The sequence below is a fragment of the Timaviella obliquedivisa GSE-PSE-MK23-08B genome (assembly GCA_019358855.1).
GTDB classification, from domain to species: domain Bacteria; phylum Cyanobacteriota; class Cyanobacteriia; order Elainellales; family Elainellaceae; genus Timaviella; species Timaviella obliquedivisa.
Genome location: JAHHII010000017.1, coordinates 16,592 through 41,974, shown reverse-complemented (window position 1 = coordinate 41,974; position 25,383 = coordinate 16,592). Strand labels below are relative to the sequence as shown.

Here is a 25,383-nt window from a genome sequence, read left to right as displayed (position 1 = left end):
ATGTTTGCACCCGGCAGGAGTTGACAGTATGGTTCTTGATCAGCAGCCGAACCGATCGGCAAATTTTACATCAGAAAGTTTCGGAGAAACTTGCCGATCCCAGCCCACTGGATCAGAAATGCACCTATCGGTGGTGACTCAGTTTTTCCCACCCGATTTTGCGGCAACGGGGCAGTTAATTGAAGAATTAGTCCATCAGTTCCGTCAATTTGACATTGATGTCAAGGTGTTTACAGGACAACCAGGCTATGCTTTTCACTCAGACTCTGCACCGTTATATGAAAAGATCGGTTCGCTACAGGTGAAGCGATCGCGCTCTGCTCAGTTTTGGCCCAAGCAGGTTCGCGGCAAGGCAATTAATGGTGTTCTTTTTACTATCCGGGCTGCGTTACATCTCCTCAAAAATTACCGTCGTCGAAATCTCCTTGTAGTCACCACAGCTCCACCGTTCTTACCCGTCTTGGGCTACTTGAATCATCTGTTGTTTAAGGTGCCCTATGTCTGTGTTCTATATGATCTTTATCCGGATATTGCCATTGAACTGGAAGTGATTCCCGGTCGTCATTGGCTGGCTCGCTTTTGGCAGGCGATGAATGAACGCGTTTGGCGAAATGCTCAAGGACTGATTGTCTTAAGTCCAGATATGAAACAGCGAATTATCGGTCACTGCCCAGAGGTCGCTAACAAAGTTTCAGTCATTCACAGTTGGTCTGACCCAAGCTGGATTACACCCGTTCCTAAAAACAAAAACTGGTTTGCATTGCGATATGACCTGATTCAACCTTTTACAATTCTCTACTCAGGCAATATGGGACGTTGCCATGATATGGAAACGATTCTAGAGGCTGCTAAACTGTTGCGAAATCAACCGATTCAGTTTGTCTGTATTGGCAATGGTGCCAAGCGCAAAATCTTAATAGAGCAAATCAAAGAACTAGGATTAAACAATTTTTTGTTTTTGCCCTATCAAGATCGAGAAGTGTTGCCCTATTCACTGACAGCCTGCGATTTATCGTTGGTGAGTGTAAGTGAGGGCGTAGAGAGTTTAGTAGCACCGAGTAAGCTTTATCCAGCCCTATCTGCAGGACGACCAGTGACAGTAGTTTGTCCTCCCCATTCTTATCTCAACCAATTGATTGAGGAGGCACAGTGTGGCAAAACGTTTGCCAATGGAGATGCTGAGGGACTGGCTGCATTTATTCAATTGTTGATGAGCGATCGCGACCTGGCAGAACGGATGGGCAAGTTAGGACGGCGCTATCTCAAAAATCACTTTACCCCCAAGATGATTGCTCAGCAGTACCTAGAGGTGTTACTGCAAGCGATGGCGAAGCAACCTGGCGATCGAGGATCACAGATCGTTCAGCAACGAAGTTTATAACTTTGTATTCTAGACAACAACACTATGGATTCGAAGAAGATTGGATCCCGAACTTAACGAGTTTTAGAATACAAGATTTACAGCAAGGTAAACTTTAGATGAACAGGATTAGGATAAGAGCTAAATGAATAAAATGATAGATAATCTATGAAAAGGTTAGCAATTAGGAGATAAAATTTTACTTTTGTTTGAAAATATCCCGATTACGAATGCATAGGTTTGTAAAGAGTACATAGATAGCGAAATAAAATTGAATTAATCGCAGGATCTAATTTCAACATAAACTGAATCTTCAATGATTCTGGAGTGGGCTTCGATGGTCTTTTTGATCTCAGTCTCTCCGCCGTAACCTTCTCTAAGTATTGATTACTGTCATGGAGGTCGAATTGCAGAAAAGGTGTGACCGAAACCGGAAGCGCTCCAAGCGCCGCCCAATTTATTGTCCTGTTCATTCTTGTTATCTCGATAGTGTCAGCCCTAAATACACGTTGTTTGCTGATCAGCCCAATCAGCTTCAACAACGAGGCGTATCTCGAATCAATGCGATGATGTTGATGGCAAACCAAACAGCGATCGCGTTGAATGGGGAATGGCTAGAGGCATTTTGGTGTAGCGTGTGCCAGGCTAACCAGTGGTATCATGTGCGTAAAGTGGGTAGCGTTTACAATCTTTCGGTTGCTCCTCCAGAACTATGGCAGCAGGCAAATGGGGTCATTAATCCCCACGGTAATCCTTCAGTAGGCGAGTTTACGCGCAGGAATTCTCGGATGCTAGGGTTTAAAGGGGTGAAGGATTTTGGGTTTGTGGGGTAGGTGGAGGGGCGATCGTGCTACACGCAAGGATGATCTGAAATAGTACGGCAAGGAATAGTGAATCTAGAAATCAGTGCCAGAATCCACTGAAAAGCGATATCAGCAGGATATCTATAGCAGTTCCTGAGCAGATAAGGTATGGATTAGCTTGTTGGACAAGGGGCTTGAGCCTCTTGCTGTCTCTCACGGGATAGGGAAACGCTATGGCACTACTAAGAATTGAGACCTGAAGATACTGTAATGACTAAAAAGAGAGCTTTACTGACTGGAGTTAAGGGGTAAGACGGTTCTTTTTTGGCAGAATTGCTGCCAGATGAAGGGTATGAAGTTCACGAGTTGTACGACGTGCATCTGCGTTTATACCGATTGCATTGATTTATATTGATTTATCAATATAAATCCGTAAGTCTGAATAACTAGTCTCTCTGCTCACCTACCATGAATTTTTCTTCTTTTTTATATCGGCGCTTGTCGCGTTGGATTACCTGTGAATTCAACGTATCGAGCCAGTCTAAGATTTCACTCAAAAACAAGTATGAAGTTGCCAGTTTCAATGATGTGTTTTGCCATCCATTTTACTGGCAGGTCTTTCAGTGGATTCAGAAACCACCCAAACTAGTGGTTGACTGTGGTACCCACTGTGGTCACTTTAGCATCCTATCTGATATTTGTATAAGAAGTAAGTTTAAAACCTCAGATGCACGCTACATACTCATTGAGCCAAACCCCTACCTCATTCCTATCATTCAAAAGAATTTAAAAAATGCAGGAATTCAAGATCGAACATTCTTGAATCAAGCCTTGCTAGGACAAAAATCAGGATATGGAACCCTCTGGATTAATCCTAAAAACTTTCTGGCAACTGGAATTCATCAGGCGGTAAATACTAAGCCCCATGAAATTTCTTATCTTGACCTGTCTGAGGTAATAGAAGATGAGCAAAGTATTGATTTGATGAAAATTGACATAGAGGGTGGAGAATTTGAGTTTATTCCGGCTCAAATTGAGATTTTGAAAAGAACTAATTTGGTATTTATGGAGTTGCATGAAGCTACGGATGATCAACATATCAGATTGTTTGACCATATGAAGTCTGCTGAACTCCACGCTGTGGCTCCAGCCGTGGAGTGTCATGGGCAAAAATTGCTAATTTTTCAGCGGCAGTAATTCTTAATGTATAAGTTTCTGCATTTTCTCTATCAGTCTGCTTCTCCTAAATGGCATCTTGCTTACTTGGGGTTGAGTCTATCCGTACTGGCTTCTTGTCTTGAAGTTGCTAGCACTGCTTTAACTCTACCTCTGCTACAACTCTTAGGGAACAGTTCGACCTCTACTAAAACTCATGGCTTTGGTTTTGCATCAAGTTTTCTAAACTTCTATGAGCAGTTGCCTCATTCATCCAAGCTACTTACTATTCTACTGGCTTTGTTAAGCCTTACCATCATAAAAAATGGTAGTCAATATTTATCTAACATAAGCATTAATGCTTTCATGCTGCAAAGTGGGACTCTGCTGAGACAGAATTGTATCAAGCGATTTCTAGAACTAGAGCTTCCCTTTTATACAAAGGCTAGCTTGGGCGAATTATTAAGCTATGTAAATGAGCAAGCTCAGCGAAGTGAACAGTTAGTTTCTAATATCCTTGAGCTAGGTAGAGAAGTTTTATCCACGGCTTTCCTGCTGGTTTTTCTTGTCTATTTATCTCCAGCACTAACTCTGATTACTATTGTCAGTTTAGTTGTTGTAGTTGTTGCACTCCGTTTTATTATTCGAGGTGTTCAGATATATGGACGACAATCCGCACTAGCGATTGAAAATTTCTCTGTGCTGGTTGCTGAAATGATCAGTGGGATGCGAGTTATTAAGTCTTTTGGGACAGAGCAGAGAGAGTTTGATAGGGCTAAACAAGCACTTCAAGACCGCTATCAAGCAGAATTTATGGCTTACCGCTTTAATTCGGCAGTTGCCCCACTCACCGAAGTTGCCGGAATTACAGTTTTGCTAGTGATTATTCTTATGGGAACTCAGGTTTTTACAGGCTCAGCCGCTGTATCTTTATCAATTCTGCTTACTTATACACTAACGCTATTAAGAACTCTGCCAAGAGTAAATCATCTGAATGGATTGCGATCGCAACTCTTTTTGCTGTCGGGTAGCCTAGAGAACATTCAGGGATTTCTTGCGAATACGGCTGGGACAAGTTTACCTGACGGCAAGCTGCTCTATCGTTCTCTAAAATCAGATCTAACTTTTGAGTGTCTTGGCTTTCGATACTCTGATAACTCAGAGCCAGTCTTGCGGGATTTAGATTTGAAAATTCCTCAAGGGAAGGTCACTGCTATTGTGGGTCATTCTGGTAGTGGAAAGTCTACGTTAGTTGACTTAATTCTGCGCTTTCATGATCCCTACCAAGGTAGCCTCAAGGTTGACGATATAGACTTGCGAGATTTACAGATTAGTTCTTGGCGGAAGGCGATCGCTACTGTCAGCCAAGACACTTTTCTCTTCAATACCTCGGTGCGAGAAAACATTGCCTATGGTCGCTCTAATGCAACCGATGCAGAAGTTTTTGCGGCAGCAAAGCAAGCATATGCGGATGAATTTATTCAGGCGTTACCTCAAGGATTTGATACAGTGGTGGGCAATCGCGGCACCATGCTGTCGGGTGGTCAGCGTCAACGAATCGCGATCGCCCGAGCTATCCTCCGAGATCCAGATATCCTTATCCTAGATGAAGCCACTAGCGCGCTGGATTCGACCTCTGAGCAGATTGTGCAGAAGGCAATTGAAGAGGTGAGCCGCGATCGCACAGTGATTGTAATCGCTCACAGGCTTTCCACCATTGAGCGGGCAGACAACATTGTTGTCATTCACCAAGGCAGAGTGATTGAACAAGGCACACATCTACAATTGTTAAATCTTCAGGGTCAATACTGGTCGCTTTACTGTACTCAATCGTCGTTAAATTCGTCCATAGTTGAGTTAACTGCATAAGAATCTTTTGAGCCGCCGTAATCGATTGTTAACGAACTTGAATATAACTAAGAAATGCTCGTATTTTGACTCGTGACCATGAACGATGTCTTGAGAGTCACAAGGAAATGATTTTCGTATGGTGATAAACTGACTAATGTCGTAAAGGTTAGCAAAGAATAGACGAACACGGAAACTAGAAACTACTTAATAACCATTTACATCTAAGGAGTGAACATTCTGAAATATCAACCTTCCGTTCTTATCAGTGCTGGGCGTTTGGGACGAGGTGGAATTCAAACTCACTTATCGCTACTTTGTAAGATTTTACGCCAAGCGAAAGCAGAGGTTGTCATCTCCGCTACGGGAAGTGATTGGTCACGCTCGGAAATTGCCGAGATTCAAGACGAGGGTGTGAAATTTCTGACCCCTCCTAACCTTTTGCTCAACTCTCGACCAGTTTCGATGATACATTCTTTACTTACGGCTCCTTTTCATAGCAAACAGAGATTCACAAGTTTGTACTGTATTAGTACAGGTCGATCGCATATCTATTTGCGTAATTTAGTTTCTCCAGAGACGGTCAGCATATATCACGAAATTGTGTCAACTCCAATGGTAGAGAGCTTAGGCTGGCGTTGTGCAGAATCTCTTGATGTAGTTATCGCCAACTCTGAAAAGGTGGCACAAGGTATGGTCGAATTATGTTCAACTAAGCCTATTGGTATTATCCCATTTTTAACGTCCGATAAACCCATGCCTAGCCCTTTACAACGTCCAGAATGTGGAGAGAGAGAGCTAAGAGTTGTTTATCTAGGGAGAATTGTTGAACACAAAAGACCTAATCAATTAGTCAAAGAATGGAAAAACATTACGGCTCTTAAACCGCTTAGTCCAGCGCGGTTAGATGTTTATGGCTTCGACCCCGGAGGCAGTCTTCTAAGTGAATTGAGACAGTTTGTTGTAGACCATCATCTTTCTGATCGAATTTGTTTACATGGTAACTATGCCGTGAGTCAACTACCGGAAATTCTAGCTCAAGCTGATGTTGTTGTTCTACCCAGTCTCTTTGAGGGATTACCCTTAGTACTGGTTGAAGCAATGCAACGAGGTATACCTATTGTGGCAACAGCAGCAGGAGGTACAAAAGAATTCGGAAAAGACAATCCAGATGTTGTGATTACAGAACTTGAGTGGGATGCTTTTGTTACAGGGCTGTTAGCAATGAGTCAGAAGCTACGCTTAGGTCAAATTAATTCACATCGGCTACATCAGTGGACTGAAAGCCGCTATGGATACACAGTAGTAGCGGCAAAGTGGCAGGATGCATTACTTCAACCACAAAAGTTTTTTCATAAAAATATTTACAAATGAAAACTACAATTGTGCTTTTAGCCGACACAGGCAGGAGCGATCGCTGGATAATACGTCAAAAGCATAGGTAACGTGAATGAACCAATTTATTGCTGTTCAAACTGGAGCGCGGCGCAACTATGCAGTGCCAGCCATACTTGAAACGGCGGGATTATTAGAGGCTTTCTACACAGATTTGTGTGGTAATGCTGGACTTGGATCTGTGTTGCAAAAAATTTGTCCAAATCCTTTTAGAAAACCAGCTATTCAAAGACTGATTGATCGTCAGGTACCAGAGCAAATTCAGGACAAAGTTCGTACGTTTGATGGTGCTGCCCTGCGCTATCTGTTGCGATTACAATTTGCAAAATCTGACTCTCTAAAACAGCATCAAGCTCTCGGTCAGTATGAACGCGAGTTCGGACGGGCTATGATCCATGCAGGAGTTGGGAAAGCCACGCACATCTTCTCAATGTTTGGTGAAGGCTTTCCTTTTCTTAAGTTTGCAAAAGATAAGGGCTTACAAATCATCTCTGAGGTTTATATCGCTCCACAAACCCACTCAATTGTGCAACAGCAACGAGAACAATTCCCTGGCTTAGAACCGATGTTGCCATCCAAAGTAATTGAGGGGGACTACGAGGGGTTTCAAGCACTTTGTCAATACACCGATCGTTTTATCGTACCTTCAGAATTTGTATGTGAAGGCATGAAAGAGTCTGGTATTTCCTCCGAACGCTGTGCTTTAGTTCCGTATGCTGTGGGAGACTCTTGGTTTCGACTGCAGAATACGCCTGTTCACAAGCGTATTCTATTTGTAGGCACTGCCGATTTGCGAAAGGGTATTCATCTTTTAGGAATGGCAGCACAAACCCTGCATCCCTTAGGATATGAGTTTCGAGTTGCTGGTGGGGTATCTGACACAGTTCGCCACCACTCTATAACGAATCATCTCACTTTTTTAGGGCGAGTGCCTCGCACCGAAATTCAACATGAATATGCGCAAGCCGACATTTTTGTGTTGCCTAGTCTAGCCGAAGGCTCTGCTGAAGTGGTTTATGAGGCACTTGCTGCTGGAGTACCCGTAATTACAACAAAAGCTGCGGGTTCTGTTGTTCGGGATGGTGTTGAAGGCTTTATTGTGTCGGAACAGGAGTCAGGAACGCTTGCAAGTCGGATTCAGGAGTTAGTTGAAGATCGGGAACTGCGCGCGCGGATGGCAATCGCCGCTAGAGCACGCGCCCAGAATTACACATGGAATCGATATAGCGAACGATTGTTATCAATTCTACAAACTGTCTAGAACTTCTTGGAGCCTTTATTCTTATGAAAACCGATCCATTTTCTATCAAAAAATATTCCAAGTTTCATCCAAAGCGGCTTGGGTTCACAATTCAAGCTCGATTTCTTGAAAAAGAGGCTCAGTGGAACTTTGAAAAATATAAATTGTCTGAAAAGTTTCTTTCCGCCTTACCATCCATTCCTGATTTAAATTACTCGGATACAGCGGTTACACCCATTCAGGCTCAATATTTGTTGGCTGCGTTAGCAGCTACCGAGCATCTTACAGATACTGTTGTAGTTGAGGTTGGTTCATGTCGAGGAGTTACTACTCAACTGCTAGCCCAATCTACTCAACGCCAAGTAATTGCTGTTGATCCTTACATTGGCTATGGCGGTTTTGAAGAAGATTTACTTTTCTTTAAGGCTAGAACTACCGATTTAAAAAATGTAATTCATGAGCGGACAGTATCAGGATCGGCAGCGATGGCTTGGCAGTATCCGCCTATCAGCATGATTTTTATTGATGCATTGCATGATTATGTTAATACTGCGTTCGATATTGCAGCATGGTATCCACTGCTTGTAAAAGGGGCTATTTTAGCTTGCCATGACACTGACCAACAATGTTTTGCAGGTACGAGAAAAGCTGTGTTTGAGTTCAGCCAGTCTACTCAAATCTTTGCTCATTTGAGTAATCTAACTTTATTCACAATCTAAAAATTAATGAAATTAACAGTCATTATCCCGATTTATAATCGTTCTAGGATGTTAGTGCAAGCATTAAACTCTTTGCATTGGCAGACGTATAAGAACTTCACAGTTATTGTTGCAGATGATGCATCAAGTGAAAATTTACAAGAGGTTGTAGAACAGTTTCCAAGCCTGAACATTGCATATCATCGTTTTGATGAAAATCTTGGTCAATTTCAAAATGCTATGCGGGGAGCATCTTTGTGCCAAACAGATTTCATGAAATTTCTGTATAGCGATGATTTACTGTTTCCTGATGCATTAGAACTACAGATAAAAGCACTTGAAGAGATGCCTGAATCAAGTATATGTCTTGGAAGTTACATCGAATTTGAGGAGGTTTCTGATAAAAAAGAAATTGCGATCTATAAAACACTCGCTCCTTATATTCCAGCTTCTAGAAGCAGCAGCCAGTGGGCGAAGTTAGAGAACTTTAACTGCTTCTTTCCAAGCGCTTGTATGTACCGTACAGGCATTTTTCATAAGATTGGAGGATTTAATACGACACTTTCTGGTATCGGGGATTGGGAGCTCTATGTCGCCCTATCCTTTAAATATCCAGTTGTTGCAACTGACAGTGTGGTTTGTGCAATGCGCTTACACCCAGATCAAGTGACTCAGAAGTTTTTTCTAAACGCAGATTCTCTACAAATTAAAGATGTTATTTGGATGACTTCAAAAGATAATCCTTACCGAGAACGCTTAAATCTTCCAATTATCCAACAGATATTTTTGCGACATCAAATCTTTTGGAGACTTCTCAGAATGGGAATTGTCTCAGATGATGATTTTTTTCAACTATTGATCAAATGGCTCAAAATTGCTATTTCAAGCAAAATGTTAACATCTTTAGTACTGAGCTTTCCGTTCTTCTTAGCTGCACATTTTCTGCGAAAGGCTAGGCAACGATCAGGTTTCCAAAAAGCAATCAATATCGATGTTGATAATTATAAACTTATGATCGAAACGCTCTTGTTTAGCACAAAAGATCAACAAAATATTAGGGATACAGAAAACTTTTTTGAGCCTCAAATGATATCGGAGATAGACCATATCAGTATCAGTTGTTCAGAACCTTCCTAAGTATATCAATCTCCGCTCTCTCACGAATACTTTGTCTGCATGAAAACCGAATCCTCCAAACCCTTGTTAGCAAAGAATCTTTAAGGTTTTTTGCTGACAAAAGTTTGAAACTTTAATTATGGGGTATTACGATTATTCCAGGCTGACTAGGATGCTACTTAATTACGGTTTCTTAATGTAAGACCAGTTGTCGCCTGCGTTTTCCCTGTTCCCATATCTATAGACTTCAGCAGTTGGATTAGTCCTATCTTCTTGAGCTCAACTGACGATTTGCAAGGCTGCTCTTACATTGGTGAACTATGATTAGTGTGATTACTCCTGTATATAACGGCGATCGCTTTATCGAATCATGCATTCATGTAGTGCTCGATCAAGCTTGTCTGGATATTGAGCACCTCATTATTGATGGGGGATCAAGCGATCGCACTGTAGAAATTATTCAGCGCTATGCTGCCCAATATTCCCACATCCGTTGGATTTCAGAAAAAGATCAGGGACAATCCGATGCAATGAACAAAGGAATTAACCTTGCTAAAGGCGAAATAATCGCAATGTTGAACGTGGATGATTACTATGAGCCAAATGTCTTAAATCAGGTTCTAAAGCTATTCCAAACCTTACCCGAACCTACGCTACTTGTGGGAAACTGTCATGTCTGGGACGATGCAGAACAGTTAATGGGCATCAACCGCCCCAAACATTTGAAGCTTACTGATTTATTGCTTGGGCAAAATATTAACCCCTTCCCGCTTAACCCTTCGGCTTATTTTTATCATCGATCTTTGCACGAGAAAATCGGCTGTTACCTAGTAGATGACCATTATTCAATGGACGTTGATTTTTTATTCCGAGCGGTTCAAGTCGCCCACTTAGAATATGTTGATCAAGTTTGGGGAAATTATCGCTTAATTTCAGGCACAAAAACTTTTATTGATTGTGCTAACGGACATAATGCCTTGCGTATACAGCAATTGATGAAGCAGTATCAGCAGCAAATTCCGACTTGGGAGCGATCGCTTTTTGAAGTCAAATATTTCTTTTGCAAAATTTTAGCAAGGCTGCAATATGTCTCTCAGCAAGTCAAAAAAAACAGCCCAAGCTCTAAGCGCAATTGACAAAATTTATGTATGACAAGGGTTTGTATTAAATGAAACCAAAACTTGTTGTTCTAGATGCAAACTTCTATTGGACAGAGCAACTCTTTTCTGCCTGTCATGACTTTGCTGATGTTCTACTTCTACGTCCAGTAGATTTTCGCGCATTTAAGCAACGCTATGGGCACTATAGTACCGATTGGAAACCACAGCCTATTTCATCAGGTGTTTGGGAGCAACGTATTTGCTGTCCTCCAGGTTGGCTGTTTCACTACTGGTTATTAACACAAAGATTTTTGATTCATCATATTCGACAATTTCAAGGGGGAAATCCGCTAGTCTTCATCTTCAACTTTCCCTATTACACGTCATTAGCAAAAGCTCTCAGATCGCCATCAGTTTACTACAGTATTGATGACTATCGAGATTACTGGGCAAAGCGTGAAACACAAACAGTACAGGTAGAATTACAAGCTATAGCTCAAGCTGACCTGACGCTTTGTGTTGCCCACCATCGTGCCCAACATTTGCAACAAGTCTGCCCCAGTCAAACTAATCGCATTATTCATATCCCCCATGGTTGCTCCCCCGATTTTATGGTTGAGCAACCCCTAGTCCAGACTCAGTCACTGCCTTCAGAGCTAAACTCCTATCCTCGACCGATCGCTGGCTATATTGGCACACTAAACTACCGATTTGACTTCTACTACCTTGCACAAGTTGCAGAATGTACCCCGGAGGTTACGTTCCTGTTGGGTGGAAAAGCACCAGAACCCAACGAAGGCTCTACCCAATGGTGGAAGGAAGTTGAACGAGTGCGAAAACTTCCCAACGTTCATTTTATTGGAACCGTGGAACATAACCGTTTAGGTGAATACCTCCAGTCATTTGATGTTTTGTTGATGCTTTATTCCGACTGCAATTTTAATCTCAATGCCTGCCCTACTAAGCTTTGGGATTATATGGGTACTTCCCGTCCTATTGTTGCAAACAATGTTGTGCCAGAAGTAAATCGGTGGAGTGATGTTTTGCTAATTGCTCAAGATCCTACTGACTATAGCGAGAAAATTCGCTTTGCACTCAACAACCCTACTTGGAACTCCAAAAGCCGATTAGAAATAGCCAAAGCCAACACATGGGAACAGCAAGCCGAAAAACTTTACCAGATCTTAGAGAGCAACGGATGGCTCTCGCCCCAGATCCTCTAAAAGTACTCCATATTTGTCAACGAGATGATATTGCAACGGGAGGTGCAGCGCGTGTAGCCGTTGAATACGTTAAGCGCCTACCTGCTCACGAAGTAGATGCTCACTGCCTGTTTCTCTACGGCGAACCTGGTCCTTTTCAAACAGAATTGAGCGATTCTCTGCAAGGCAAAAGCACTCAACGCGCTCACTATCTGGGTCTCCAGGACTCCCGCGATGTTCTTAAAATGGGACGGTTACGAGCATTTATTCAGCAATTTCAACCACACATTCTGCATCATCATGATGGGTTACTCTGGTCTCATCTGTTGACATTCATTCATCCTGGTATTCTGAAGGTTGTCCATGCTCATTTGGGTGCAAATCGTCCTGGTTCGCAGATGTCACGCAGTTCTTTAGCAAGTTGGGTACAACAAAAATCCACTGATCTTCTCATATGCATTACGGAGGATACGTGCAAAAGTCAGATTGAATGGGGTGGATACAACTCTGAGAAAACTTGTGTTTTGTATAACGGGGTAGATAGCGATCGATTCTACCCCGCTAGTGTAGAAGATCGACTTTATTCTCGCCAGCAGTTTAGCTTACCCAACAACGTGTTTGTAGTCGGTTTCGTTGGACGACTTCATTCTGCTATGAAAGGCACCGATGATTTTCTAAGAGTCATCAGCCTTTTACCCACCAATTTTTGGGGACTTGTCGTAGGTGATGGTCCGGATGCCGCATCCTTAAGGGAACTAGCTACAGCATTAGGAGTTGAGAATCGCGTAATCTTCACAGGTGTGCTTGAACAAACCACAAGTGCTTATCATGCGATAGATTCGTTTTGTCTCACCTCTCACTGGGAACCTTTTGGGCTAGTGGTTGCAGAAGCAATGGCTTGCCAGGTTCCGGTCATAGGTTTTGCTTGTGAAGGCGGTGTGAGGGAAATTCTGAATCCGGATACAGGCTATGTACTGCCGAAAAGAGATTTAAGGGCGATGGCAGCAACCATTCATGAAGCAGTTTATTCATCGGAGCAACAGCGGATTCACCGATTCAATGCTCAATCTCTACTAGAACGTCATCATCAGTGGATGCATAACTCTGAAAAACTTGCCAGACTTTATCAAAAGCTGATGGCTCATACTCAGACCTAACCTATGGATCATCAACTCTACCTGGATCTGCTGAATCTAACTTGTATTGGACTATTAGGCTGGGGGCTGATTCGTCCAGAGCGCACTTATCAATTTCCCTTTTTTATGGGGGCAATCTTTGTTTCATTTATTTTACCTCAAGCGATCGCCTTGCGTGATACTCCAACCGTAGTCACTCCAGAAGCATTATCAAGGGTGTTACTCATGACCATCCTCTGCGCAGCAATGTGCTGGATTGGCTATCAATTCAGACCAACCCCCTGGTTTCTTACAAAACTCAACATTAATTTGGACGAGCAGAAGCTTTTCAGAGCAGGTATCGTTTTGTTGGCGATCGCCTATTTCTCTATCTTTCTTCTGACTAGGATCACGATACAAACAACTAGCCTAGGAACTTGGCAGGGCCCTGCCACCATTCTCTTCTTCTTCAGTAACGTTATTTATATTGCGTTCGGCATCTTTCTGATTCAAACCCTGAAGTACCCGAAACTTAAAAATCTAGTTTTCACAGTACTTGCCTCTCTGCCTGTTTTACAAGCCATCATCCTGAGTGGTCGTCGCCAGCCTACTATCGCTTTTCTAGTCGTAATTGGCTTCTCGTTCTGGTTCGTTTTACGATATCTTCCACCCCGTTGGTGTTTCATTCTTGCAACGATTGGAGGGCTATACCTAATTCCGTTGTTTGGTGACTTGAGAGGCGGTTTTTGGGAACTGGTATTTAGTGGAGATTGGCAAGCGCTATTTTCGTCTGCGCAACAAAGCTTTGACTCCTTATTGGAGGGAGATATCTTAGAATTACGCAATGCCGCACTGATGATGGATGCTGCGGTAAAAACTAATCAATTTGGCTATGGCACTGGCTTCTGGGATGCGATCGTTTTTCAGTATGTTCCAGGACAGATTGTAGGATATGGCTTTAAAGCCAGCCTGCAATTTAGACTGACAAATTATGATCTGGGCTCTCTCTATGGATACACATCTCCGTCTGGAGCCACAGTCACCGCTATTGGAGATACGTTTGTTGAGTTTTACTATTTCGGTTGTTTATTATTAGCACTGATCGCCTATCTATTCAAGCATCTCTGGATTTCGGCGGTTTATCAACAAAGTACAGTCAGCGCTTTGCTTTATATGGGACTCATTAGTTCTGCCATGATTGGCATTACTCATGGAATTGGCAGGTTCTGCCAAGAAGTCATCTTTCAAGTTTTCTTTGTAGGGGTAACTGCCTACTTTTCTAGAGTGAGAACACAGCCTGATCAAATGATTTTTCCTCACTATGGAGACAACTTTTGAGCTTAAAAGTCGCGCTACTTTTCTCTAACTATGGTCCTTATCATCTGGCACGAATTGAAGGATTTTTTAACGCAGTGCAGATCCATCAGTGGCAAGTTTGTGGCATTGAACTAGCCCGTAGCGAAACCGAATATCCATGGCAAACCGAAATTTCCAGCTTGCCCTTCCCTATCTACGCGGTTCTGCCTGATCGACGGATCGAACAGGTTTCATTTTTAACCCTGGTAAAGTCTCTTCATCAACTGCTAAATCAGGTTCAGCCGGATGTCATTGCCATTTCTGGCTACGCACGCCCTGCGATGCTGGCTGCACTTCTGTGGTGTCGCTGGCTCCACAAACCTACAATTCTCTTTTCTGAAACAACTGAAGCCGATTTCGTTCGTTCATCCTGGAAAGAGAACCTGAAGCGATTACTCATTAGCCAATATCAGGCAGCACTAGTCGGTGGGCAGCCACAGAAACGCTACCTCATACAACTAGGCATGGATGATGAATCAATCTTCCTCGGATATAACGTGGTAGGCAACGGAACCTTTCATCCCAGCCATATTCGCACTCTCCTAAAACCCCTACAAAAGCCTTATTTTCTGACGATTAATCGGTTTGTCCACAAAAAAAATCTTCCATCAATTATCAGTGCCTACGCTACCTATCGCCAAATGGCAGGAGATAAATCGTGGGATTTAGTGTTGTGTGGCGATGGAGAGTTGCGATCGCTGCTTGAAAAGCAAATTCAAGATCTGGGTTTAGCAAGCTGTATACACCTACCTGGTTTTCTTCAGCAAAACGAGCAGTTGCCTTACTTTGCCCATGCAGGTTGTTTCATCCATGCCAGCACCCATGAGCAATGGGGACTTGTTGTCAATGAAGCAATGGCAGCAGGGCTACCCGTCTTGGTCTCTAACCGCTGTGGATGCTTTGAGGATTTAGTGATTGAAGGAGTTAATGGTTTTGGCTTTGACCCAGAACATCCTAAAGCACTAGCTGAACTCATGCTGAAGATGAGTTCAGGAGAATTAGATCTTACTAAATTTGGTCAAGCTTCTTTAAGCCATATTCAAAAATTTTCGCCTGACTACCTTGCCCAAGGTCTAATCAGAGCAGTTCGTCATGCCATAAATCGTACCTAGCCCTTTGAGACGCTACTCATGAAAATTTTAGTCATCACGCCGTATGTTAGTTCGATTTACGGCGGAGTTGCCACAGTCGTAACCGAGATCGTAAAAGAGCTTGGTGCACTCAATGTCTCTGTAGATCTTATTACAACCCATGCAAATGACTCTAACACCTTAGACGTTCCTTTAGATACTTGGATTTATTGCTCTGGATATCGAGTTCGATATTTCGCAAGCTGGAATATAAATGATTTTATTGTTAGCCCTTCTCTAATCTATTGGTTGTTTAAACATGTAGCAGAATATGATCTAGTGCATACTCATGCCATTTTTGCACCTTTAATATCAGCGGCTCAGAAAGTCTGTCAGTTTCGTAATGTTCCATATCTAGCGACACCTCATGGGATGCTAGAGCCTTGGGCATTAGGCTACAAAGCTTGGAAGAAAAGAATCTACTATCAATTTTTGGAGAACTCAACTCTAAATAGTGCTGTTGCGGTTCAAGCGCTCACAATTGCGGAATCCAATCAGCTTAAGGCACTCGGATTTAACCATGCTGTTGTAGTCCCCAACGGTATTTGTCGTCGAGATTTTGAGCATTCGTCTAATCCAGAAACGTTCTACCAACATTTTCCTCGCACCCGTAATAAAATACTTATCCTTTTCCTAGGTCGCCTTGATCCTAAAAAAGGACTAGACCTACTCGCGCCTGCCTTTGCTAAAGTCCATGCTCTGTTTCCTCTAACTCACTTAGTTATCGCAGGTCCAGATAGCATAGGTTTTCTGCCCACAGTCGAAAAATACTTTACGCAGGTAGGATGCTTGGATGCAACTACCGTAACAGGCATGATTACAGGCTCGCTAAAATCAGGTGCACTTGCAGCTGCCGACTTATATGTTGCACCTTCTTATTCAGAAGGATTCAGTGTATCAGTTTTAGAAGCTATGGCATCAGGATTACCTTGTGTTATTACAACAAGTTGTAATTTTCCTGAAGCTTTAATTGCTCATGCTGCTCATGTTGTTGATATTAGCGCAGATGCGATCACCGACGCCCTCATCCACTGCCTCAAATATCCCGACGAAGCCAAAGCCATGGGCGATCGCGCCCAGCAACTCATTATAGAAAACTATACCTGGGACAAAATCGCAATCCGAATGATCGAAGTGTATCAATCAATCCTCAATTGCCAACCCGCATAATCAATAGCGACTTGAAAGGTAGATTCGTTGCCCAAATTTAGAACTAAATAACCTCAGAAGGAATAATGAAATCATCTCAAGCACTTGCAGAGTATATTACGACTGATACACGAGGCAAGTGGAAAAATAATATCCTGACCTTTCCTGTTGAACTTCTTAGTTTATCTGCCCAAGCCAATGCCTACTATTTTGGACATCCAGAGTGGGGACGAGACTATCTGGAAGCTTGCCATCAAGATGAAGACTTAAAAGCACGCTGGCAAGCGGTGATTGGCAGTTGGCAAAGCAAAATCGTGGTGGATATTGGCTGCGGACCGGGAAATATGTATCGGGCATTACGTGATTGCTGTGGTATACCCAGCCTGATAATCGGCGTAGACTTTTCTGAAGGTGCACTAGAAATTGCTCAAGAGCTAGGGTATGAGACTGTTCTGGCAGATGCACAAAGACTTCCTTTTGTATCTGGTTTTGCCGATGTGGTGATACTCAATGCCACAATACACCACAGCGACGACATGGAGAGTGTTCTGCATGAAGCCGCTCGGATTATCCGTCCGGGTGGGCTACTGCTGACTGATCACGACGTGCAGCGATCGATGTGGAACAATAACCCGATCGCTAAACTGATCTGGAAGTTGCGCCTCCCCTTCTATCAACTCATTCGACGAGGTGGGCACGCAACCGCAGAGGAACAGTATTGGAGCACTACTTCTGAGACGCACCACCGCCCTGGAGATGGTGTCACTCGTGATTTTTACCACCGAATTCTAGAGCCACTTGGCTTCGACGTACAAGTTTATCCACACAATCGCACCGTCGGGGCATCTATACTTGAGGGAGATCTGGGCAAAGCCGATTGGAATATCCGCTTTGCCCAGCGGCTGTGCGGCGTGAATCCTGATTCGCCAGAGGCAGCGCTAATCTTGATGAGCGTATCACGACGACACAGTTTAAATTCTCAATAACTGCTGGATAAGGAAGCAGGATTGGTTTATTGGTGAAAGAAAAAAGCTAAAGTTCTTTTTGCTGCGTTGGATCCTTGAATTATTGAGTTTAAACATAAGGAGTTCATAAGGGCTTTAACACTATTCTTTTTTCAATAAACTAGCCATGTCAAGAGGTCTAGTGCGCCAGATTTTCATACTGCGATTCTAGCAGCGCCAGTTTTAGCACCTTTCGTCATCCTCATCTAAGGATCGGCGTTAGGGCAGCGACTGTCTCATTCTTAAAGGTGGAATTCTTGATGGTTGGTACGGTTGGTACTACGCCTTTCAGCGCGTTCTCGCAGAACTCGTATTAAGCATTCGATTAATTGAAGCAGAACTCCAGAAATAGATTTGCCATGCGCCTCGACCAATATACGCTTGATTCCTATACTCCAGGTGCCCCTTACTGGAAGCAATTGCTATGGTACTTCATTGGGTCACCTTTGGTTGAAACAAACTGGTTACCAATGTCTGCCGTTAAAGTGCAAATTCTTCGCTGTTTCGGTAGTCAAATTGGTCAAGGTGTTCGCATTAAACCTAACGTTCGCATTAAGTTTCCTTGGCGGTTGCAAGTGGGCGATTATGTTTGGATTGGCGAAAACGTTTGGATTGATAACCTTGCAATGATCACGATCGAAAGCCACGTTTGCCTGTCTCAAGGGGTTTACCTTTGCACGGGAAATCATGATTGGAATCATCCTCATTTCAAACTTTTGACTGCGCCAATACACGTTGAAGAAAGTAGCTGGTTGGCGGCTCAATGTGTGGTTGGTCCTGGTGTAACTATCGGTAAAGGATCGGTACTAGGTCTGGGTAGCGTTACTAGTCAATCTCTTAAACCGATGATGATTTATGCAGGTAATCCGGCTCAACCGATCAAAGCGCGATCGCCCCAGCCTGCTGAAACTTCTACCTCTAAGCAATAATCCAAATAGTTACCGACTTTAGACATTAAGTATCACTCACCATCCTTTTCTCTTTCTCTAAAGTGAAATCAACTGTGCTCTTATATGCTGGTTAATTAAAGAGACATGCTGGTTAATCAAAAAGTAAATATCTTGATGTTGGCATGATACTGGTTCTAAGCGATTACTGAGTTTAAAAGCAAAGATGTAGACCCTTACCACTAAATTTTTAGCGACTAAACCATGTCTCTAAAGTTTTTGCTAACCGCTGAGAATAATGACGAATAGAGTAGTTAGAAGGATCAATCTCTGCAATGTTATCTAGTGGTCTGTCAAGTATTAATTAATGGGTAAAGTCGTTTCAATTTGACTCGCGCCTCATCTGTTGTAAATCGCCAATCAATCCATGTTTGTTGTTGATTGCGCTCTTCGACATAGGATGGGTTCAATACCAGAAACCTGTACTAAAACTTGTCCTTGATCGCCCAGCGCCTGTTCTACTTGATGAATGGTTTGATTCAGAATCTCATTCTCTTTCTAGTTCAATCGCCGATCGCGGTCTATAAGGTTCACGTTCTTCAGCAGTTAAGGGTATGCCTGAAAACTGCGATCGCGCGGTTGATCTCACGGCTGCCCCGATTATTTAACCTTTCCGCACTTTCGTTATTTAATTGATTCACGCTGGTTCTCTAGTATGCTTTTGGCGGTTCTTGCAAAATCGCATTAACCTATCTAAGATCACAACATGAAGAATGTTTTTAGTAGTGCTCAAGATGTAATGGTAGAGAAGTAAAGTTTATTGCATTAACCAAAGCAAGTTTAAGTCCTTCAATAGCACTTACCGTATCAGGCAACGCTATTGGACTGGTATAGTACAAAGCTCTGAGGCGATAAAGTAATAAGCTGTTCAGGATGCAATGCTTCTGGGGCAGCAGAGCCAGAACCCATCCATTGTTCTAGTGCAGAGTCTAGAATTTTATGTCCCGCAAATGAGCTTACATCTGATTCAAAGGTTACTGTGGTAGTGTTAAAGTTCATTAAACAGAAAACTTGGTGATCTTCATTCCAGCGCCGCCACCAAACAACCTGTTTATCTTCATCGCTGCCAACTTGAATTGATTGAAAATCCTGCCGAAGTAGCGACGGTAGAGTGTTGCGAAGGCGAATTAAATGTTGATGAAACGACCATAAGACTTGGTGCTTGCCCTCTTTACGTTTATCCCAATTCAGCTTACACATCAGGAATGTTTCAACTGCCTCTGGATCTGGAGGTTCACCGTCGTAATGGAACGCTTCAAACTCTTGTTTGCGTCCTTGTCGAACTGCTTGAATTAACTCAGGGTCAGAATGGCTTACAAAGTAGGTAAAGGGCGCATCCTCGGCGTATTCTTCGCCCATAAATAACATCGGGATAAAAGGAGATAATAAAACTGCGCCCGCTGCTAGCTTCAAAGCTTCAAAGGAAATAATCTGAGATAAGCGATCGCCCTTCAACTGGTTGCCAACCTGGTCATGGTTCTGGATGCAGACCACAAACTGAGAAGGCGTACAGCCTTTAGGGGTTCTACCATGGAAACGCTGACGATGCGGTGCATACTGCCAGTCGTACACAAAGGCTTGTTGAAATGCTTTAGCCAACTGTTGGCACTGACCAAAGTCTTGATAATAGCCAATGCGATCGCCTGTGAGTAGCGCATGGAGGGCATGGTGAAAATCGTCGCTCCACTGAGCATCAAGCCCATAACCTCCCTTATCACTCGAACGGATAATTTTAGGATCATTCAGATCACTTTCTGCGATCAAATATAGTTTTCGCCCTAGTTCATCTGAGAGTTCTACAACTCGGTCTGAGAGCTCTTCTAAAAGGTGGTATGCCCCTAAGTCATAAATTGCATGAACAGCGTCTAGGCGCAGCGCATCAATGTGATAGGTTCGCATCCAATACAGTGCATTTTGAATAAAGAAGTTGCGGACATTAGCGCTATGTTGATGGTCAAAGTTAAGTGCACTGCCCCAAAGGGTTTGGTAAGCTTCGGTGAAGTAAGATCCATATTGATGAACGTAAGTACCTTCAGGTCCAAAGTGATTGTAGACAACATCTAAAATTATGGAAATTCCTTCTTGATGACAGGCATTAACTAACTTCTTCAAACTTGCAGGCTCACCATAGGAGTTCTGCACCCCATAAATGTAAGTTCCGTCGTAGCCCCAATTGCGATAGTCATGTCCCTGATCTTGCTCTTGCGGAGGATGACTGCCTGGGAACTGTGCGATCGGCATTAATTCGATCGCCGTAATACCCAGTTCGCGCAGGTCTTTTAACCGAGGAATGATCGCCTCAAAAGTGCCTTCAGGCGTAAAAGTGCCTACGTGGAGCTCGTAAATAACCAGGGATTCAAGGGGCACGCCGTGCCAATGCTGATCTGTCCAGCTAAATTGATGATCGATGACTTGAGAAGCACCATGAACTCCTCTTGGTTGAAAATGGGAGGCTGGATCAGGTCTGCATTCACCACCATTGAGTTGATAAAAGTAGCAAGTTCCGGGTGGAACATCTGAGACGATCGCTTGCCAATAGCCGTTATCTTGCTGCTCCATCTGGATCAATCGATCGTTTTGCGAAACCAACTGCACAGCCACAAAATCTAACTTAGGACCCCAGACTGTAAATTTACACTGATTATTGCCCAAATACTTAGCGCCAACTTGCATAGTAAACAATCTCCAAATGATGAATGAATAGCAATGCTCAGGTCTGGTTATCAAAGGTAATTGGTTAACCAATTAATACTGGAGCGATCGCCTAACTTGCTTAAGTTAATAGACACAGGACAACCATAGAGCGATCGATTAAAGGCACCGATTGGTCAGCAGTGAAAATCCGTTCCTCTTGAATAAAGCGAGGCTCTTTAGTATCAACAGTCATTTGCCATCGGACGTGGGGCATTGCCATCGGTAAGATAAACTCAACCATTTCCCAATAGGCATTAAAGAGGATTAGAAAACTGTCATCCCGAACTTTTTGCCCTTGGGCACCAGGGCTAGGAATTCCTTCTCCATTCAAGAAAACTCCAATAATTTTAGGGTAACCTTTTTGCCATTCTTCTTCTGTATGCTCTGTCCCGTCTGGATCATACCACCCAATATCAGGCACCCCTCGAATGGGCTGACCTTGAAACCACTTGCGGCGACGAAAGACCGGATGCCCCCGGCGGAAATAAATTAGTTCACGGCAGAAGTTAACTAAATCTTCGTTTCCTTTAACTAAGTCCCAATCAAACCAGGAAAGCGGATTGTCTTGACAGTAACCATTATTGTTACCCATCTGCGATCGTCCTAACTCATCGCCACCTAGCAGCATTGGTACGCCCTGAGATAACATCAGCGTAACCAACAAATTTCGCCGTTGACGTTCCCGTAGCTGCAACACTTCTGGATCATCCGTTACACCTTCTACTCCACAGTTCCAAGAACGATTATGGCTTTCTCCATCCTGACTATTTTCACCATTCGCCTCATTGCGTTTTTCGTTATAACTCACTAAATCATTTAACGTAAAACCGTCATGAGCCGTAATAAAGTTAATGCTTGCATTGGGACGTCGTCCATTCTGCTGAAAATATAAGTCGGGACTACCCGTGAAGCGATAAGCAAACTCCCCCAATGTCTCATCTTCACCCCGCCAAAAATCTCGGACAGTATCACGGTATCTGCCATTCCACTCCGACCAAAGTACCGGAAAATTACCGACCTGGTAGCCGCCCTCTCCCACATCCCACGGCTCAGCGATTAACTTCACCCCTGCAAGCACCGGATCTTGATGAATGATGTTGAAGAATGCAGCCAAGCTATTAACTTCATATAGCTCACGCGCTAACGCAGAAGCTAAATCAAAGCGGAAGCCGTCAACATGCATCTCGGTTACCCAATAGCGCAAACTGTCAGTAATAAGCTTTAATACTTGAGGATGGCGCATACAAAGAGAATTACCACAGCCTGTAAAGTCCATGTAATAGCGCTCGTTCCCCTCTACAACCCGGTAGTAATTAGAATTATCAATTCCTCGAAAGGAAAGGGTAGGACCCAACTGATTTCCTTCGCCCGTATGGTTATAAACCACATCAAGAATCACTTCAATGCCAGCATGATGTAGCGCCTTGACCATTTCCTTAAATTCTGTTACTTGCTGTCCACCTGTACCACTTGCGCTGTATGCCGCGTGAGGTGCAAAGTAGTTAATGGAATCATAGCCCCAATAATTCTTCAGTCCTTTATCAGCTAAATGTCCTGGATAGGCTAAGAAATGATGAATCGGGATCAGTTCAATAGCGGTAATGCCCAACTGTTGTAAATGTTCGATCGCAGCTGGATGGCTCATTCCGGCATAAGTTCCCCGCAATTCTTCAGGAATATCGGGATGGAGCTTAGTAAATCCCTTGACATGCACCTCATAAATAATGGTTTCATGCCAAGGGGTTCGCAAAAGAGTATCGCCTTGCCAATCAAACGACTGATCGACCACAACTGCTTTGGGCACTCGCGAAGCACTGTCTAGCTCTGAGAAAGATAAATCTTGGTCAGGGCTGTTCCAGTCATACCCAAAGATTTCAGGACCGTTACCTACATCTCCATCTAACGCCTTGGCATAGGGATCAATTAAGAGCTTATGAGGATTGAAGCGAAGTCCTCTCTGGGGCTCGTAGGGACCATGCACTCGATATCCATAGCGCTGCCCTGGCCCCACACCTGGCAAATAACCATGCCATATGAAATTACTAACCTCTGTTAAAGACAAGCGAGTTTCTTGATCATTGCGATCGAACAAGCATAATTCGACACCCGTTGCGTTTTCAGAGGACAAAGCAAAGTTTGTTCCTTTCCCATCCCAGTAAGAACCTAAAGGGTAAACATTGCCGGGCCACAGTGGTAGATACATAGGAGGAATGCCTTTACAAAAAATACTAAATTTAACTCTAATAGCGGGAATACAATGCAAAAAACGGAGCTGAATAGCTCTTCTAAGAAGTCGATTACCTCCTAAATTTACTGATAATCCTTGAAATCTTTGGGTAGGATAAGCGATTTTAACAATTTGGTTTATCCCTCTAAAGACAGAAGCCAAAGGTCGTCAAAAGACTGTACCCGACGCTGCAAGCGTTGCGCTGAGTCCTATCGGCGCTGTGCTGAATCTTGTCGCCAAATGGCAATAGTAATCAGCGGTAACTGTACTGTAAACCTGCTGCCTTCCCCTAAACTACTTTGAACTTGGATGCTACCCTGATGTGCCTGGGCGATCGCCTGAGCGATTGCTAGCCCTAGCCCTGCTCCTCCAGTCTGGCGAGAGCGATCGCAATCAACGCGGTAGAAACGCTCAAAAATTTGGTTTTGATCAGCAGTAGTGATCCCAATTCCATTATCTTGAACGTGAATTAGTGCCTGCTGATCATTTCTATCAAGCATGACTATTACCTGACCGTTAGCTGGCGTATACTGAATAGCGTTTGTAACTAGATTCATTAATAGGCGATAAAGCTGTTCTTCATCACCTAAAACCGATAAGTATTATTCTTTAGCTATTGGTAGCTCATTTTCATTTGGCTACCTTGGAGGCTAATAGACAACACTGCTTGTCCTATTCTACAATCCTAATTTCCGATAAACTCTAGTGTAGTCGAGATTCTGATTCTAAAAATTGTCGTTTGGGAATCGCTCCTTCTGTGGTTAGCTGCTGATCTCGATCGTATTTTTCTTGGGCGAATTTTAGAGCTACACGGGCTTGATTAATGTCGGCGATCGCAATTTTCTGCTGTTGTTGATAGTTGCGTTGGGCAAGGCGTAGATCAGCTAAATAACGCTCTGAACCGCCCCCTAAATCCCCCATTCTGGGGGACTTTGAAAGGTTCGGAAGTCCCCCAGAATGGGGGATTTAGGGGGCTGAAAAGTCAATGCATTTCACTGGTGTTTTATTTTCACGCAACTCCCTTAGCAGCATTAGACCAAAGAGAGTCCTGGAAGCATAAAGTATCGACATTTTTTCAACACGTTTAACTGTCCCGCGAAAGCGAGAAGACTGAGGTGAATCGTTCATCACAAGCGGTTGGTAAAAGAGAGGACAACTAAAAATGAAGACTCATGGCAAGCCACTGGTCGTACGCTTCTCACACAATTATGAAATTAGTATGAAATCTTCTAACTCAATTCCTTTAAAGCCGATCCTGAGACTTTGTTTTTACAAACCTTTTACCGTTATTTACAAATTGTCCACTAACAATTTCATATGACTCCTTATATATTTGAAAATCAGTCGGTTTTTCCACTTCAGGAACATTTCTAACAACATAATGGTACGCATGAAACACAGCATTTAATCCTGCGATCGCATCTTCTACAGGAATCGGTCTAGACACCCATTTTTTATCGAGTTTTGCAACATAGTTCAAGTTGCTAAGACTTGCTAACTTCTCTAATTTATTCTCATGGACAAGACGAGCAATCTTATTAAAGTCTGCTCCAATTACCTGAGCAACACGCCCTGCCGTCTCTTCGTTGGGGCTACTTCGCTTGAGACAAATCCAACTTAACCCTGCATGAGAGAGTTTAACCTGTCTAGCAAGCTCACTCATACTAATTTGCGGATTATCTTTAAGATACTGTAAGACAAGCCGACCAAAAGCAGAACAATCTTCCTCGCGTAATTTCATATTTGTAGATAATGCAACACTTGAAAATAAAGCGTTAGTTTTTCTAGATAACGGTTTTCTAACTCATGACTTGAGCACAGCAGCGAAATATATCAATGTAACC

General features: G+C 43.2%; 21 protein-coding genes. 16 read left to right on the top strand and 5 right to left on the bottom strand.

Going from position 1 to position 25,383, the window contains the following annotated elements; translation table 11 throughout:
• Nucleotides 1–28 precede the first annotated feature (28 nt).
• From KME11_20745 to KME11_20670, 16 genes are all read left to right on the top strand, one after another.
• Complete coding sequence (locus KME11_20745; GenBank protein ID MBW4517640.1) at nt 29–1,381, top strand: glycosyltransferase family 4 protein; 1,353 nt, start codon at nt 29–31, stop codon at nt 1,379–1,381.
• A 374-nt stretch (nt 1,382–1,755) separates the two neighbouring features.
• Nucleotides 1,756–2,193, top strand: coding sequence for a hypothetical protein (locus KME11_20740; GenBank protein MBW4517639.1), 438 nt, complete (start codon nt 1,756–1,758; stop codon nt 2,191–2,193).
• 438 nt (nt 2,194–2,631) lie between these two features.
• A complete protein-coding gene (locus KME11_20735; GenBank protein ID MBW4517638.1) occupies nt 2,632–3,360 on the top strand; it encodes an FkbM family methyltransferase in 729 nt (242 codons plus the stop codon).
• Between the two features lie 6 nt (nt 3,361–3,366).
• Nucleotides 3,367–5,187, top strand: a complete 1,821-nt coding sequence (locus KME11_20730; GenBank protein MBW4517637.1) for an ABC transporter ATP-binding protein/permease — start codon at nt 3,367–3,369, stop codon at nt 5,185–5,187.
• A gap of 210 nt (nt 5,188–5,397) precedes the next feature.
• Nucleotides 5,398–6,540 carry a glycosyltransferase family 4 protein gene (locus KME11_20725; protein MBW4517636.1) on the top strand — a complete coding sequence of 381 codons (1,143 nt, stop codon included), beginning with the start codon at nt 5,398–5,400 and terminating at the stop codon, nt 6,538–6,540.
• Nucleotides 6,541–6,616: 76 nt separating this feature from the next.
• Nucleotides 6,617–7,822, top strand: a complete 1,206-nt coding sequence (locus KME11_20720; GenBank protein MBW4517635.1) for a glycosyltransferase family 4 protein — start codon at nt 6,617–6,619, stop codon at nt 7,820–7,822.
• A gap of 23 nt (nt 7,823–7,845) precedes the next feature.
• On the top strand, nt 7,846–8,520 hold the full coding sequence (locus KME11_20715; protein ID MBW4517634.1) for a class I SAM-dependent methyltransferase: 675 nt from the start codon (nt 7,846–7,848) through the stop codon (nt 8,518–8,520).
• A 6-nt stretch (nt 8,521–8,526) separates the two neighbouring features.
• Nucleotides 8,527–9,636 carry a glycosyltransferase gene (locus KME11_20710; GenBank protein ID MBW4517633.1) on the top strand — a complete coding sequence of 370 codons (1,110 nt, stop codon included), beginning with the start codon at nt 8,527–8,529 and terminating at the stop codon, nt 9,634–9,636.
• A 299-nt stretch (nt 9,637–9,935) separates the two neighbouring features.
• A complete protein-coding gene (locus KME11_20705; protein ID MBW4517632.1) occupies nt 9,936–10,751 on the top strand; it encodes a glycosyltransferase in 816 nt (271 codons plus the stop codon).
• Nucleotides 10,752–10,783: 32 nt separating this feature from the next.
• Complete coding sequence (locus KME11_20700) at nt 10,784–11,938, top strand: glycosyltransferase (GenBank protein ID MBW4517631.1); 1,155 nt, start codon at nt 10,784–10,786, stop codon at nt 11,936–11,938.
• Nucleotides 11,914–13,074, top strand: coding sequence for a glycosyltransferase family 4 protein (locus tag KME11_20695; protein MBW4517630.1), 1,161 nt, complete (start codon nt 11,914–11,916; stop codon nt 13,072–13,074). The genes KME11_20700 and KME11_20695 overlap by 25 nt, the downstream gene beginning before the upstream one ends.
• 3 nt (nt 13,075–13,077) lie before the next feature.
• Nucleotides 13,078–14,370 carry a hypothetical protein gene (locus KME11_20690; GenBank protein MBW4517629.1) on the top strand — a complete coding sequence of 431 codons (1,293 nt, stop codon included), beginning with the start codon at nt 13,078–13,080 and terminating at the stop codon, nt 14,368–14,370.
• Nucleotides 14,367–15,500, top strand: coding sequence for a glycosyltransferase family 4 protein (locus KME11_20685; GenBank protein MBW4517628.1), 1,134 nt, complete (start codon nt 14,367–14,369; stop codon nt 15,498–15,500). Before KME11_20690 ends, KME11_20685 begins: the two co-directional genes overlap by 4 nt.
• A gap of 18 nt (nt 15,501–15,518) precedes the next feature.
• The gene (locus tag KME11_20680) at nt 15,519–16,688 is read left to right on the top strand and encodes a glycosyltransferase (protein MBW4517627.1); all 1,170 of its coding nucleotides are present in this window, start codon (nt 15,519–15,521) and stop codon (nt 16,686–16,688) included.
• A 65-nt stretch (nt 16,689–16,753) separates the two neighbouring features.
• Complete coding sequence (locus tag KME11_20675) at nt 16,754–17,653, top strand: class I SAM-dependent methyltransferase (protein ID MBW4517626.1); 900 nt, start codon at nt 16,754–16,756, stop codon at nt 17,651–17,653.
• Between the two features lie 377 nt (nt 17,654–18,030).
• A complete protein-coding gene (locus KME11_20670) occupies nt 18,031–18,600 on the top strand; it encodes a putative colanic acid biosynthesis acetyltransferase (GenBank protein ID MBW4517625.1) in 570 nt (189 codons plus the stop codon).
• Between the two features lie 825 nt (nt 18,601–19,425).
• Here the strand turns inward: KME11_20670 and treZ are convergent.
• The 5 genes from treZ to KME11_20645 all read right to left on the bottom strand — a co-directional run bounded on the left by treZ (nt 19,426) and on the right by KME11_20645 (nt 25,280).
• The gene (gene treZ, locus KME11_20665) at nt 19,426–21,291 is read right to left on the bottom strand and encodes a malto-oligosyltrehalose trehalohydrolase (protein ID MBW4517624.1); all 1,866 of its coding nucleotides are present in this window, start codon (nt 21,289–21,291) and stop codon (nt 19,426–19,428) included.
• Nucleotides 21,292–21,391: 100 nt separating this feature from the next.
• The gene (gene glgX, locus KME11_20660) at nt 21,392–23,515 is read right to left on the bottom strand and encodes a glycogen debranching protein GlgX (protein MBW4517623.1); all 2,124 of its coding nucleotides are present in this window, start codon (nt 23,513–23,515) and stop codon (nt 21,392–21,394) included.
• A gap of 233 nt (nt 23,516–23,748) precedes the next feature.
• Entirely contained in the window at nt 23,749–24,096 is a 348-nt protein-coding gene (locus KME11_20655) for a hypothetical protein (GenBank protein MBW4517622.1), read from the bottom strand.
• A gap of 145 nt (nt 24,097–24,241) precedes the next feature.
• Nucleotides 24,242–24,460, bottom strand: a complete 219-nt coding sequence (locus KME11_20650; GenBank protein MBW4517621.1) for a hypothetical protein — start codon at nt 24,458–24,460, stop codon at nt 24,242–24,244.
• Between the two features lie 322 nt (nt 24,461–24,782).
• On the bottom strand, nt 24,783–25,280 hold the full coding sequence (locus KME11_20645) for a winged helix-turn-helix domain-containing protein (protein MBW4517620.1): 498 nt from the start codon (nt 25,278–25,280) through the stop codon (nt 24,783–24,785).
• Nucleotides 25,281–25,383: the final 103 nt, after the last annotated feature.

What these genes read in the sequence shown, in the direction of transcription:
- KME11_20680 (MBW4517627.1), top strand. Translation starts at nt 15,519, where the DNA reads ATGAAAATTTTAGTCATCACGCCGTATGTTAGTTCGATTTACGGCGGA.
- KME11_20670 (MBW4517625.1), top strand. Translation starts at nt 18,031, where the DNA reads ATGCGCCTCGACCAATATACGCTTGATTCCTATACTCCAGGTGCCCCT.
- KME11_20720 (MBW4517635.1), top strand. Translation starts at nt 6,617, where the DNA reads ATGAACCAATTTATTGCTGTTCAAACTGGAGCGCGGCGCAACTATGCA.
- KME11_20740 (MBW4517639.1), top strand. Translation starts at nt 1,756, where the DNA reads ATGGAGGTCGAATTGCAGAAAAGGTGTGACCGAAACCGGAAGCGCTCC.
- KME11_20745 (MBW4517640.1), top strand. Translation starts at nt 29, where the DNA reads ATGGTTCTTGATCAGCAGCCGAACCGATCGGCAAATTTTACATCAGAA.
- glgX (MBW4517623.1), bottom strand. Translation starts at nt 23,515, where the DNA reads ATGTATCTACCACTGTGGCCCGGCAATGTTTACCCTTTAGGTTCTTAC.
- KME11_20700 (MBW4517631.1), top strand. Translation starts at nt 10,784, where the DNA reads ATGAAACCAAAACTTGTTGTTCTAGATGCAAACTTCTATTGGACAGAG.
- KME11_20695 (MBW4517630.1), top strand. Translation starts at nt 11,914, where the DNA reads ATGGCTCTCGCCCCAGATCCTCTAAAAGTACTCCATATTTGTCAACGA.
- KME11_20655 (MBW4517622.1), bottom strand. Translation starts at nt 24,096, where the DNA reads ATGAATCTAGTTACAAACGCTATTCAGTATACGCCAGCTAACGGTCAG.
- KME11_20675 (MBW4517626.1), top strand. Translation starts at nt 16,754, where the DNA reads ATGAAATCATCTCAAGCACTTGCAGAGTATATTACGACTGATACACGA.
- KME11_20735 (MBW4517638.1), top strand. Translation starts at nt 2,632, where the DNA reads ATGAATTTTTCTTCTTTTTTATATCGGCGCTTGTCGCGTTGGATTACC.
- KME11_20690 (MBW4517629.1), top strand. Translation starts at nt 13,078, where the DNA reads ATGGATCATCAACTCTACCTGGATCTGCTGAATCTAACTTGTATTGGA.
- KME11_20705 (MBW4517632.1), top strand. Translation starts at nt 9,936, where the DNA reads ATGATTAGTGTGATTACTCCTGTATATAACGGCGATCGCTTTATCGAA.
- KME11_20730 (MBW4517637.1), top strand. Translation starts at nt 3,367, where the DNA reads ATGTATAAGTTTCTGCATTTTCTCTATCAGTCTGCTTCTCCTAAATGG.
- KME11_20650 (MBW4517621.1), bottom strand. Translation starts at nt 24,460, where the DNA reads ATGGGGGATTTAGGGGGCGGTTCAGAGCGTTATTTAGCTGATCTACGC.
- treZ (MBW4517624.1), bottom strand. Translation starts at nt 21,291, where the DNA reads ATGCAAGTTGGCGCTAAGTATTTGGGCAATAATCAGTGTAAATTTACA.
- KME11_20715 (MBW4517634.1), top strand. Translation starts at nt 7,846, where the DNA reads ATGAAAACCGATCCATTTTCTATCAAAAAATATTCCAAGTTTCATCCA.
- KME11_20710 (MBW4517633.1), top strand. Translation starts at nt 8,527, where the DNA reads ATGAAATTAACAGTCATTATCCCGATTTATAATCGTTCTAGGATGTTA.
- KME11_20645 (MBW4517620.1), bottom strand. Translation starts at nt 25,280, where the DNA reads ATGAAATTACGCGAGGAAGATTGTTCTGCTTTTGGTCGGCTTGTCTTA.